Source organism: Kosakonia sp. (assembly GCF_032104925.1).
GTDB lineage: Bacteria > Pseudomonadota > Gammaproteobacteria > Enterobacterales > Enterobacteriaceae > Kosakonia.
Genome location: NZ_DAMCGF010000008.1, coordinates 1 through 12,217 on the forward strand (window position 1 = coordinate 1; position 12,217 = coordinate 12,217).

Here is a 12,217-nt window from a genome sequence, read left to right on the forward strand (position 1 = left end):
AACTCGCGACCCCGACCTTGGCAAGGTCGTGCTCTACCAACTGAGCTATTCCCGCTTATCATCGATTTTTCAGTAAGTTGCTTACGCTTTTCACTAAAATTTCGTGATGCCGTGTTGCACATTTCTGTGTCTTCACGGGAGGCGCATTATACGAGAAATCCTTCCTGCTGCAAGCCCCCGAAAGCAAATTTTCGCTTTTTTTGTTCAAGTGCCGATTTAATCGACAAAACGCGCATTTTTCCAGCAAAGTCGCGCGGTTAGTGGCTTACAGAGCCGAAGCTAAAATTTCCGGCTCCGCGCCGCTTTTGTATTACAGCTTAATAAAATGCTCGCGATAGTAAGCAAGTTCCGCCACCGATTCGCGAATATCATCCAGCGCCTGATGCGTGTTCTGCTTTTTCAGCCCTTCAAGCACTTCCGGTTTCCAGCGGCGCGCCAGCTCTTTCAACGTGCTGACATCCAGGTAGCGATAGTGGAAATAGGCTTCGAGCTCCGGCATGTACTTAAACAGAAAGCGGCGATCCTGGCCGATACTGTTGCCGCAAATCGGCGATTTCCCCGCAGGTACCCACTCTTTCAGGAACGCTATAGTCGCCAGTTCTGCCGCACGGTCATCCAGTTGGCTGGCCTTGACGCGATCCACCAGGCCGCTACCGGTGTGCGTACGTACGTTCCAGTCATCCATCAGCGCTAACTGCGCGTCGGATTGGTGAACGGCAATTACCGGACCTTCCGCCAGAATGTTGAGGTTTGCATCGGTCACCAGCGTCGCGATTTCAATAATGCGATCGCGCTCGGGATCTAACCCCGTCATTTCAAGATCGATCCAAATGAGGTTGTTTTCATTTGCGCTCATGCTATTTTCCACCCTTCTCGCGTAACTATATTCATCTAAAATTGCGTGTATCATAGTCGTTTTGCCCATCCGGGGCGACCAGGAGCCAGCACGATTGAGTAAAAATAAACTCTCCAAAGGGCAGCAGCGCCGCGTCAATGCGAACCATCAGCGCCGACTAAAAACGTCTGCGGAGAAAGCTGACTACGATGACAACCTGTTCGGCGATCCGTCCGAAGGGGTGGTGATCAGCCGCTTTGGCATGCACGCCGATGTGGAATCCGCCGATGGCGAAGTGCATCGCTGCAACATACGTCGCACTATCCGCTCGCTGGTGACCGGCGATCGCGTGGTGTGGCGTCCGGGTAAAGAGGCGGCAGAAGGCGTCAGCGTGAAAGGCATCGTAGAAGCGGTCCATGAACGCACCTCGGTGCTGACGCGCCCTGACTTTTACGATGGCGTCAAACCGATCGCGGCAAACATCGACCAGATCGTCGTGGTTTCCGCTATCCTGCCGGAGTTATCGCTCAATATCATCGACCGCTATCTGGTGGCGTGTGAAACCCTGCAGGTTGAGCCGTTAATTGTGCTGAACAAAATTGATCTGCTGGATGACGACAGCTTGCGCTTCGTTAACGAGCAGATGGATATCTATCGTGGGATTGGCTACAAGGTGCTGATGGTTTCAAGCCATACGCAAGACGGGCTGGCACCGCTTGTTGAAGCCTTGACCGACCGCATAAGCATTTTTGCGGGTCAGTCCGGGGTGGGGAAATCGAGCCTGCTCAATGCGTTGCTCGATTTTCAGGAAGATCAAATCCTCACCAACGACGTTTCCGACGTCTCTGGTCTTGGCCAGCACACCACGACTGCGGCGCGGCTGTATCATTTCCCACATGGCGGCGATGTGATTGATTCACCTGGCGTTCGCGAGTTTGGCCTCTGGCATCTCGAACCGGAACAAATCACCAACGGCTTTGTCGAATTCCATGACTATCTTGGTCATTGCAAATACCGCGACTGCAAGCACGATACCGACCCAGGTTGCGCCATCCGCGAAGCGGTAGAGAAAGGCGAAATCGCCGAAAGTCGGTTTGAAAACTACCACCGCATTCTTGAGAGCATGTCGCAAGTAAAAACGCGTAAAAGCTTTTCTGAATCTGATGACTGACAACTACGCTTAGCGTCGCTAAAATCGTCCCCTTTTTAAAGGCTTCGGCGCTTACGCGCCGGGTCAGGAACGACAAAAACAATAGCCTGGAGGCTACCTTGTTAAACTCATTTAAACTTTCGCTTCAATACATTCTGCCTAAACTGTGGCTCACTCGCCTGGCGGGCTGGGGCGCGAGCAAACGTGCAGGCTGGCTGACCAAACTGGTTATCGATCTGTTCGTGAAATACTACAAGGTCGATATGAAAGAAGCGCAGAAGCCGGACACCGCCAGCTACCGCACTTTTAACGACTTTTTCGTCCGCCCACTGCGTGACGAAGTGCGCCCGCTCGATACTGACCCGAACGTGCTGGTGATGCCTGCGGACGGGGTGATTAGCCAACTTGGCGCTATCGACAACGACAAAATTCTGCAGGCCAAAGGGCACAACTACACCCTGGAAGCGCTGCTGGCGGGCAATTACCTGATGGCGGATCTGTTCCGTAACGGTAGCTTTGTCACCACCTATCTCTCGCCGCGCGACTATCACCGCGTGCACATGCCGTGCAACGGCATCCTGCGCGAGATGATTTACGTGCCGGGCGATCTTTTCTCCGTAAACCATTTGACGGCGCAGAACGTGCCGAACCTGTTTGCCCGTAACGAACGCGTGATCTGCCTGTTTGATACCGAGTTTGGTCCGATGGCGCAAATCCTTGTCGGCGCGACGATTGTCGGCAGCATCGAAACCGTATGGGCGGGCACCATCACTCCACCGCGCGAAGGCATCATCAAACGCTGGACCTGGCCTGCCGGTGAAAGCGAAGGCGCGGTTGCCCTGCTGAAAGGCCAGGAGATGGGCCGTTTCAAACTCGGTTCTACCGTAATTAACCTGTTTGCGCCGGGCAAAGTGAATTTAGTCGAGCAGTTACAGAGCCTGTCAGTGACCAAAATTGGCCAGCCGCTGGCGATTTCCGCCGAAACCTTCGCGCCTGTTGATGCACAACCGGCACCGCTTCCGGAAGCGGAAATCAAAGCAGAGCATGACGCCAGCCCGCTGGTAGACGACAAGCAAGACGAAAGCTAAGCCTTAACCATTCTGGAGACTGATGTGCGCCTGATTATCGTTTTTCTGATGGCCTGGTGCCTCAGCCTGGGGGCTATCGCCGCAACGGCCCCCGATGCCCGGCAAATCGCCCAGGAGCTGGAGCAAGCCAAAGCGGCGAAAAACACGCCGGATCAGGCCGAAACCGTCGAGGTGCTCCAGGCCGCGCTAAACGCGCTCGAAGAACGTAAAGGTTCACTCGAGCGCGCCAAACAATATCAAGAAGTTATTGATAACTTCCCCAAACTCTCCAGAACGTTGCGCGCGCAGCTCGATAACCTGCGTGATGAACCGAAACCTGTTCCGGCGGGCATGAGCAGCGATGCGCTGAATCAGGAGATCCTGCAAGTCAGCAGCCAGTTGCTGGAGAAAACCCGTTTAGCGCAGCAGGAGCAGGAGCGCGCGCGGGAAATTAGCGATTCGCTAAGTCAGCTACCGCAGCAGCAAACCGACGCACGCCGCCAGGTCACCGAAGTTGAACGCCGCCTCGGGGCGCAAAACAGCAATACCCCGCTGGCACAAGCACAAAACTTTGGCGCGCAGGCGGAATCCGCGAAGCTGAAAGCACTGGTTGACGAACTGGAGCTGGCACAGCTATCAGCAAATAACCGCCAGGAGCTGGCGCGCATGCGCTCCGAGCTGGCACAAAAACAGAGCCAGCAATTAGACGCGTATTTACAAGCGTTGCGTAATCAACTCAACAGTCAGCGCCAGCGCGAAGCGGAACAGGCGCTGGAAAGCACCGAATTACTGGCCGAAAACAGCGCCAACTTACCAGCGGGAATTGTCGAGCAGTTCCGCATTAACCGCGAGTTGTCACAGGCGCTGAACCAGCAGGCGCAGCGTATGGATCTGGTGGCCTCACAGCAGCGCCAGGCCACCGGGCAGACATTGCAGGTTCGTCAGGCGCTGAATACCCTGCGTGAACAATCGCAATGGCTTGGCGCGTCCAATATGCTCGGCGAAGCGTTGCGCGCACAGGTCGCTCGTCTGCCAGAGATGCCAAAACCGCAGCAGCTTGATACCGAAATGGCGCAGTTGCGTGTGCATCGCATGCGCTATGAAGATCTGCTGAACAAGCAGCCGCAACTGCGACAAATCCGCCAGGCGGATGGTCAGGCGCTGACAGCTGAGCAAAACCGCATTCTGGAAGCACAACTGCGCACCCAGCGCGAACTGCTGAATTCGCTATTGCAGGGCGGCGATACGCTAATCCTTGAACTCACCAAGCTCAAAGTTTCCAATAGCCAGTTGGAAGACGCGCTAAAAGAAGTGAATGAAGCTACGCACCGCTATCTGTTCTGGACGGCGGATGTCAGCCCTATCTCCTTCGCCTGGCCGATTGAGATCGTACAGGATCTGCGTCGCTTGCTTTCGCTCGATACCATCAACCAGTTGGGCAAAGCCAGCGCCATGATGCTCACCAGCAAAGAGACGCTATTTCCGCTGTTTGGCGCGTTGCTGCTGGTGGGCTTTAGCATTTACTCCCGTCGTCACTTTACGCGCTTTCTGGAGCGTTCCAGCGCGCGCGTGGGCAAAGTGACGCAGGATCACTTCTGGCTCACCATGCGTACGGTGTTCTGGTCGATTCTGGTTGCATCGCCGCTGCCGGTATTGTGGAAAACGCTCGGCTACGGTTTGCAGGAAGCCTGGCCCTACCCGCTGGCAGTGGCGATTGGCGACGGCGTAACCGCCACCGTGCCGCTGCTGTGGGTGGTGATGATCTGCGCCACGTTCGCCCGCCCGACCGGCTTATTTGTCGCCCACTTCGGCTGGCCGCGTAATCGTGTGGCAAGAGGGATGCGTTATTACCTGATGAGCATCGGTTTTATTGTGCCGCTGATCATGGCGCTGATCATGTTTGATAACCTTAACGATCGTGAGTTCTCGGCGTCGCTGGGGCGGCTCTGTTTTATTCTGATTTGCGGGGCGCTGGCGATTGTGACGCTAAGCCTGAAGCGTGCCGGGATCCCGTTGTATGTTGATAAAGCTGGCAGCAGTGAAAATATGCCCAACCACCTGCTGTGGAACCTGTTGCTCAGCGCGCCTCTGGCGGCGATTCTGGCTGCCTGCGTGGGTTATCTGGCTACGGCGCAGGCGCTGCTGGCGCGTCTGGAAACCTCGGTCGCCATCTGGTTCCTGTTGCTGGTGGTCTATCACATCATCCGCCGCTGGATGCTGATCCAGCGTCGCCGTCTGGCCTTTGAACGCGCCCGCCACCGCCGCGCGGAGATCCTCGCCCAGCGCGCCCGTGGTGAAGAAGATGTTCCCCATCACACCAGTACCGAAGGCACTGCCGAGGTGGATGAGCCGGAAGTCGATCTTGATGCCATCAGCGTACAGTCATTGCGCCTGGTGCGTTCGATCCTGATGCTGATCGCCCTGCTGTCGGTGATTGTGCTGTGGTCCGAAATCCATTCCGCCTTTGGCTTTCTGGAAAATATCCCGCTATGGGATGTCACCTCAACGGTACAAGGCGTGGAAAGCCTGGAGCCCATCACCCTCGGCGCAGTGCTGATCGCCATCCTGGTGTTTATTATCACCACCCAACTGGTGCGCAACCTCCCCGCCTTGCTGGAACTGGCGTTGCTGCAACATCTGGATCTGGCACCGGGCACGGGTTATGCCATCACCACGATCACCAAATATCTGTTAATGCTGTTTGGTGGATTGGTAGGCTTCTCGATGATCGGTATTGAGTGGGCCAAATTACAGTGGCTGGTCGCGGCACTCGGCGTTGGGCTGGGTTTTGGCTTGCAGGAGATTTTCGCCAACTTTATCTCTGGCCTGATTATCCTGTTTGAAAAACCAATCCGCATTGGCGATACGGTGACGATCCGCGATCTGACCGGTAGCGTCACCAAGATCAATACGCGCGCGACGACCATCAGCGACTGGGATCGCAAAGAGATCATCGTGCCGAACAAGGCGTTTATCACCGAACAGTTTATTAACTGGTCGTTGTCGGATTCGGTCACGCGCGTGGTGCTGACGGTACCGGCACCCGCCGATGCCAACAGCGAAGAGGTAACGCAAATTCTTTACACCGCGGCCGAACGCTGTTCGCTGGTGATTGATAACCCGGCGCCAGAAGTGTTCCTCGTCGATTTGCAGCAAGGTTTGCAACTGTTTGAGCTACGCATTTATGCGGCGGAAATGGGGCATCGCATGCCGCTGCGCCACGAAATCCACCAGCTGATTCTGGCGGGCTTCCGCGAACACGGTATCGATTTGCCGTTCCCGCCGTTCCAGATGCGTCTGGAGAGTCTCGACGGCAAACGCACGGCAAGGACGCTGACGTCCTCCGGCAAAAGCAGCCGCCCGGCGGGCAGTTTGTAAGCCAACAAAAAAGGCGCCTCAGGCGCCTTTTTACTGTTCATTCATCGGGTCATCAGGCCCGGTCGACGGTAAATGCAATCACATCCGCCAGGCTTTCAGCCTGCAGCGCCAGCATCACCAGACGGTCCACGCCCAGCGCAACACCGGAGCAATCCGGCAGACCGGCTTTCAACGCTTCGAGCAGGTTTACATCTACCGGTTGCTGCGGCAAACCGCGCGCGGCACGTTTGCGATTATCCTGCTCGAAACGCTGCTGCTGTTCGCGGGCATCGGTCAGCTCATGGAAACCGTTCGCCAGCTCAATACCTTTGAAATAAACCTCAAAACGCTCAGCAACGCGGTGATCTTCGGTACTGATCTGCGCAAGCGCCGCCTGGCTTGCCGGAAAGTGATACACAAAAGCCGGACGATCTTTACCGATCTGCGGTTCCACGCCCATGGTGAACAGCAGTTGCAGCAACGTGTCCCGGTCTTCTTCCGTATCGGCGATATTGCTCAGATCAAGCTTCGCCGCCGCTTCACGCAGCTGGGTTTTATCAGCGGAGAGTGGGTCGATTTCCAGATAACGCTGGAAAGCCTGCTGGTAAGAGAGCGACTCCGCCGCCGGGCACTCCAGCACCTGTTGCAGCAAATCATCCACTTCATTCATCAGACGATACATGTCGTAGTGCGGGCGATACCACTCGAGCATGGTGAATTCAGGGTTGTGATGACGGCCCATCTCTTCGTTACGAAAACTTCTGCACAGCTGGAATACCGGGCCACATCCCGCAGCCAGCAGGCGTTTCATGTGATATTCCGGGCTGGTCATCAGATAAAGATTGAGCCCCTGAGAGTGGCCTGGGCCAACAAAACGGGTTTCGAACGGGAACAGGTGAATATCTGTCACCGTCGCCTGGCTCATACAGGGCGTTTCCACCTCAAGCACGCCGCGATCGGCAAAGAAACGGCGAATTTCCGCCATAATTGCCGCGCGTTTCAACAGGTTGGGGATGGATGCGCTCGGCTGCCAGGTTGCCGTCTCGCTCATGGTACTTTCTCCGATTTCAGACAAGGGCACGAAGTCTACCCGCATCGATCCGCAGAGACAAATTTTGCGCAAAATAATTTCATTAATGTCGTCTATAACTAGATGGATAAACATTTAATGGTGATATCAATCAAGATCGATGACATATCACCGCATAGAACAGCAAAAAAATCGAACGCATCAAATTTCCCCCGAATATCTACGGTTATACTGCCCTTACCCAAAAAGGAGCAGTGGAACATATCCGCAACTACCTTGAGCGCTTCAGGCTTATCGTTGCGGAACAACAATAATCTGGAGGAATGTCGTGCATACCTTTCAAGCCGATATCGCTGTGATTGGCGCAGGCGGAGCGGGATTACGCACCGCGATCGCTGCGGCGCAAGCCCACCCCAACGCCAAAATCGCACTGATTTCAAAAGTCTATCCCATGCGCAGCCACACCGTTGCTGCGGAAGGCGGCTCTGCCGCCGTCGCCCAGGATCATGACAGCTTCGAGTACCATTTCCACGATACCGTTGCTGGCGGTGACTGGCTCTGCGAACAGGATGTCGTTGACTATTTTGTGCATCATTGCCCGACAGAGATGACCCAGCTTGAACAGTGGGGCTGTCCGTGGAGCCGCCGTCCTGATGGAACGGTCAATGTGCGCCGCTTCGGCGGGATGAAAATCGAACGTACCTGGTTCGCCGCCGATAAAACCGGCTTCCACATGCTGCATACCCTGTTCCAGACATCCCTTCAGTTCCCACAAATCCAACGTTTCGACGAGCATTTCGTACTGGATATCCTGGTCGATGACAACCATGCCCGCGGGCTGGTGGCCATGAATATGATGGAAGGTACGCTGGTGCAGATCCGCGCCAATGCGGTGGTGATGGCAACGGGCGGCGCGGGTCGCGTTTACCGTTACAACACCAACGGCGGCATTGTCACCGGCGACGGTATGGGCATGGCGCTGGCACACGGCGTGCCGCTGCGCGACATGGAGTTTGTGCAGTACCACCCGACCGGCCTGCCCGGCTCCGGCATTCTGATGACCGAAGGTTGCCGCGGTGAAGGTGGGATCCTCGTCAACAAGAACGGCTACCGCTATTTGCAGGATTACGGCATGGGCCCGGAAACCCCGCTCGGCGAGCCGAAAAACAAATATATGGAGCTTGGCCCGCGCGACAAAGTGTCGCAGGCGTTCTGGCACGAGTGGCGCAAAGGCAACACCATCTCCACACCGCGTGGCGATGTGGTACACCTCGATTTGCGTCATCTTGGCGCGAAGAAAATCAACGAACGTTTGCCGTTTATCTGCGAGCTGGCGAAAGCCTATGTTGGCGTCGATCCGGTCAAAGAGCCGATTCCGGTACGTCCAACTGCGCACTACACCATGGGCGGTATCGAAACCGATCAAAACTGCGAATCCCGTATCAAGGGTCTGTTTGCCGTGGGTGAGTGCTCGTCTGTCGGCCTGCATGGCGCAAACCGTCTTGGCTCGAACTCGCTGGCGGAGCTGGTGGTGTTTGGTCGCCTTGCCGGTGAACGCGCTATGGAACGCGCCGCAACCGCAACCGAGGCCAATGACAGTGCGCTGAACGCACAAGCCGCCGACGTGGAAAAACGCCTGAAAGCGCTGGTGAACCAGGACGGCACTGAAAGCTGGGCGAAAATCCGCGATGAAATGGGTGAATCCATGGAAGAAGGTTGCGGCATCTACCGTACGCCGGAACTGATGCAGAAAACCGTGGATAAGCTGGCGGAGTTGCAGGAGCGCTTTAAACGCGTACGCATCACCGACACGTCCAGCGTCTTTAATACCGATGTCCTTTACACCATTGAACTTGGCCACGGCCTGAATGTCGCCGAATGTATGGCGCACTCCGCGCTGGCACGTAAAGAGTCTCGCGGTGCGCATCAGCGTCTGGATGAAGGCTGTACCGAGCGCGATGACGTTAACTTCCTCAAGCACACGCTGGCTTTCCGTGATGCCGATGGCGCAACCCGTCTGGAGTACAGCGACGTGAAGATCACCACGCTGCCGCCAGCAAAACGCGTCTACGGTGCTGAAGCTGAAGCGACCGAGAAGAAGGAGACGAACAATGGCTGAGATGAAGAATCTGAAAATCGAGATTGTCCGTTACAACCCGGAAGTGGACAACGCGCCGCACAGCGCTTTTTACGATGTGCCCTACGATGAAGCCACTTCGCTGCTCGATGCGCTGAACTATATCAAAGATAACCTCGCGCCGGACCTGAGCTATCGCTGGTCGTGCCGTATGGCGATTTGCGGCTCCTGCGGCATGATGGTTAACAAAGTGCCGAAACTCGCCTGCAAAACCTTTCTGCGCGATTACGAGAAAGGGCTGAAAGTCGAAGCGCTGGCTAACTTCCCGATCGAGCGCGATTTGGTGGTCGATATGACCCACTTTATCGAAAGCCTTGAAGCGATTAAGCCCTACATTATTGGTAACGCGCGCACGCCGGATCAGGGGCCTAACAAGCAAACTCCGGCGCAGATGGCGAAGTATCACCAGTTCTCCGGCTGTATCAACTGTGGTTTGTGTTATGCCGCTTGCCCGCAATTCGGTCTGAACCCGGAATTTATCGGCCCGGCAGCGATCACGCTGGCGCATCGCTATAACCTCGATAGCCGCGACAACGGTAAGAAAGAGCGCATGGGGCAACTCAACAGCCAGAACGGCGTGTGGAGCTGTACGTTTGTCGGTTACTGCTCGGAAGTCTGTCCGAAGCATGTCGATCCGGCCGCCGCTATTCAGCAGGGCAAGGTAGAAAGCTCGAAAGACTTTCTTATCGCCACCCTGAAACCACGCTAAGGAGTGCATTATGACGACTAAACGCAAAGCCTGGGTTCGTCCCATGCCATCAACCTGGTGGAAAACCCTGCCGTTTTATCGCTTCTATATGCTGCGTGAAGGAACGGCGGTCGCGGCGGTCTGGTTCAGCCTCGAACTGATCTTCGGTCTTTTTTCGCTGAAACATGGGCCGGAAAGCTGGGCAGGGTTTGTACATTTTCTGCAAAATCCGATTGTGCTGATCCTCAACCTGATCGCGCTGGCGGCGGCACTGCTGCACACCAAAACCTGGTTTGATCTGGCACCGAAAGCCCAGCTCATTATTGTTAAGGGCGAAAAAATGGGTCCAGAGCCGGTTATTAAAGGGCTTTGGGTGGTAACGGCAGTGGTCACCGTGGTGATCCTGTTTGTCGCACTGTTCTGGTAAGGAGGCCAACGTGATTAACCCGAATCCAAAACGTTCTGACGAACCCGTTTTCTGGGGATTATTTGGCGCTGGCGGTATGTGGGGCGCGATTGTCACACCGGTTATCGTGCTGTTGATTGGCGTGCTGTTGCCGCTGGGGTTCTACCCCGGCGACGCGCTCGGTTACGATCGCGTGCTGGCGTTTGCGCAAAGCTTTATTGGCCGCGTCTTTATCTTTTTGATGATTGTATTGCCGGTGTGGTGCGGTCTGCATCGTATCCACCACATGATGCATGATTTAAAAATCCATGTTCCCAGCGGTAAATGGGTGTTTTATGGCCTTGCGGCCATTCTCACCGTCGTTACCCTGATCGGTGTTTTATTTCTTTGATAGCAGTCGCTCTCCTGCGTAAGCAGGAGAGCAAATTTCCCGCCAGCGTCTATACCCTAAAGAAAAGATCTGGAAGGAAAATCTCATGCGCCTGATGCTTCTCATCATGACTGTTATCGCTGCGCTGTTCATCTCCGGCTGTCGTTCTCCCACTCCTCCTGACGGCGTGACCGTCGTGCAAGATTTCAATACGCAACGCTATCTGGGTAAATGGTACGAAATTGCCCGCTTTGATCATGCATTTGAACGCGGGCTGGAAAGGGTCACCGCCACGTATAGCCTGCGCGACGATGGCGGTTTGACGGTAGTGAATCGCGGTTACAACACGGAACGCGGCATGTGGCAGCAAGCCACCGGCACCGCGTATTTTACCGGTGACCCACGCACCGCTGCGCTGAAAGTCTCCTTTTTCGGCCCCTTCTATGGCGGCTATAACATCCTTGCACTGGACAAAGATTACCGCTACGCGCTGGTTTGCGGGCCGGACCGCGACTATCTCTGGATATTGTCCCGCACGCCCACCCTGCCGGCAGACGTAAAACAGCAGATGCTGGACATCGCGGCCCGACAGGGGTTTGCCGTGGACAAACTGCTATGGATTAACCAGCCCCATTAATGGGCGCTCAGTTTCAATCCGATAATCCCGGCGACAATCAGACAGAGGCTGAGGATCCGCGCCACGCTTGCCGATTCGCCGAGCAGCACAATGCCGGCGACGGCGGCGCCGACTGCACCAATACCGGTCCAGATGGCGTATGCCGTTCCCACCGGCAATGTTTTCATTGCCCATGACAGCAGCACGACGCTTGCGACCATCGCCGTCACGGTAATCAGGCTTGGCATTAACCGGGTAAAACCGTGGGTATATTTCAGGCCGATAGCCCAAACCACTTCAAGAAGACCGGCAATAAGAAGAATTAACCAGGACATTTTTGGCTCCAGTGTGGGGCCGTCCCCATTGTGAATGAGCGCAAACGGGTCGTCCCGTTTGGCGTGTTAGAGAGGGAAATTTTGACGTTTTAGGCTCGTTATTTCAATATTTTTGTTCTTGCTCAATTTTAGGCGTTTTAAAGCGAGAAATAGCCACTGTTCGCAGCGGAATTCCGGCATTTATTCACCATATCTACCCCCTATGATAAATCCGCTCTCCTGAATT

11 protein-coding genes are annotated in these 12,217 nt (G+C 55.4%); 8 read left to right on the forward strand and 3 right to left on the reverse strand.

Annotation, left to right across the window (positions count from 1 at the left end):
• Positions 1-310: 310 nt before the first annotated feature.
• Positions 311-856, reverse strand: coding sequence for an oligoribonuclease (orn, locus tag RT644_RS16275; RefSeq protein ID WP_020456224.1), 546 nt, complete (start codon positions 854-856; stop codon positions 311-313).
• Positions 857-950: 94 nt separating this feature from the next.
• Here orn and rsgA point away from each other — a divergent pair, with 94 nt between their 5' ends.
• The 3 genes from rsgA (at position 951) to mscM (ending at position 6,430) form a co-directional block, all read left to right on the forward strand.
• Positions 951-2,006 carry a small ribosomal subunit biogenesis GTPase RsgA gene (gene rsgA / locus RT644_RS16280; RefSeq protein ID WP_020456223.1) on the forward strand — a complete coding sequence of 352 codons (1,056 nt, stop codon included), beginning with the start codon at positions 951-953 and terminating at the stop codon, positions 2,004-2,006.
• A gap of 98 nt (positions 2,007-2,104) precedes the next feature.
• Entirely contained in the window at positions 2,105-3,073 is a 969-nt protein-coding gene (gene asd, locus RT644_RS16285; protein WP_020456222.1) for an archaetidylserine decarboxylase, read from the forward strand.
• A 24-nt stretch (positions 3,074-3,097) separates the two neighbouring features.
• Positions 3,098-6,430, forward strand: coding sequence for a miniconductance mechanosensitive channel MscM (gene mscM, locus RT644_RS16290; protein ID WP_020456221.1), 3,333 nt, complete (start codon positions 3,098-3,100; stop codon positions 6,428-6,430).
• 52 nt (positions 6,431-6,482) lie between these two features.
• Here the strand turns inward: mscM and epmA are convergent, their stop codons facing one another.
• Entirely contained in the window at positions 6,483-7,460 is a 978-nt protein-coding gene (epmA, locus tag RT644_RS16295) for an elongation factor P--(R)-beta-lysine ligase (protein ID WP_200552105.1), read from the reverse strand.
• A 307-nt stretch (positions 7,461-7,767) separates the two neighbouring features.
• On the opposite strand from epmA, the gene frdA reads away from it, so the two are divergent.
• From frdA to blc, 5 genes are all read left to right on the forward strand, one after another.
• Positions 7,768-9,558 carry a fumarate reductase (quinol) flavoprotein subunit gene (gene frdA / locus RT644_RS16300; protein ID WP_020456219.1) on the forward strand — a complete coding sequence of 597 codons (1,791 nt, stop codon included), beginning with the start codon at positions 7,768-7,770 and terminating at the stop codon, positions 9,556-9,558.
• Positions 9,551-10,285 (forward strand): succinate dehydrogenase/fumarate reductase iron-sulfur subunit, encoded by a 735-nt coding sequence (locus tag RT644_RS16305; protein ID WP_020456218.1) that lies wholly within the window; start codon positions 9,551-9,553, stop codon positions 10,283-10,285. The genes frdA and RT644_RS16305 overlap by 8 nt, the downstream gene beginning before the upstream one ends.
• A gap of 10 nt (positions 10,286-10,295) precedes the next feature.
• Positions 10,296-10,691, forward strand: a complete 396-nt coding sequence (gene frdC / locus RT644_RS16310) for a fumarate reductase subunit FrdC (protein ID WP_020456217.1) — start codon at positions 10,296-10,298, stop codon at positions 10,689-10,691.
• Between the two features lie 10 nt (positions 10,692-10,701).
• Positions 10,702-11,061: a fumarate reductase subunit FrdD gene (gene frdD / locus RT644_RS16315; RefSeq protein ID WP_017459187.1), complete on the forward strand. Its 360-nt coding sequence runs from the start codon at positions 10,702-10,704 to the stop codon at positions 11,059-11,061.
• 85 nt (positions 11,062-11,146) lie between these two features.
• Positions 11,147-11,677 carry an outer membrane lipoprotein Blc gene (blc, locus tag RT644_RS16320; protein ID WP_313627296.1) on the forward strand — a complete coding sequence of 177 codons (531 nt, stop codon included), beginning with the start codon at positions 11,147-11,149 and terminating at the stop codon, positions 11,675-11,677.
• Here the strand turns inward: blc and sugE are convergent.
• Positions 11,674-11,991 carry a quaternary ammonium compound efflux SMR transporter SugE gene (gene sugE, locus RT644_RS16325; RefSeq protein ID WP_020456215.1) on the reverse strand — a complete coding sequence of 106 codons (318 nt, stop codon included), beginning with the start codon at positions 11,989-11,991 and terminating at the stop codon, positions 11,674-11,676. The two genes, blc and sugE, sit on opposite strands and share 4 nt — an antisense overlap.
• Positions 11,992-12,217: the final 226 nt, after the last annotated feature.

Excerpts from the sequence above, each read along its gene's own strand:
- RT644_RS16305 (WP_020456218.1), top strand. The coding sequence starts at position 9,551 with ATGGCTGAGATGAAGAATCTGAAAATCGAGATTGTCCGTTACAACCCG.
- epmA (WP_200552105.1), bottom strand. The coding sequence starts at position 7,460 with ATGAGCGAGACGGCAACCTGGCAGCCGAGCGCATCCATCCCCAACCTG.
- frdC (WP_020456217.1), top strand. The coding sequence starts at position 10,296 with ATGACGACTAAACGCAAAGCCTGGGTTCGTCCCATGCCATCAACCTGG.
- blc (WP_313627296.1), top strand. The coding sequence starts at position 11,147 with ATGCGCCTGATGCTTCTCATCATGACTGTTATCGCTGCGCTGTTCATC.
- orn (WP_020456224.1), bottom strand. The coding sequence starts at position 856 with ATGAGCGCAAATGAAAACAACCTCATTTGGATCGATCTTGAAATGACG.
- sugE (WP_020456215.1), bottom strand. The coding sequence starts at position 11,991 with ATGTCCTGGTTAATTCTTCTTATTGCCGGTCTTCTTGAAGTGGTTTGG.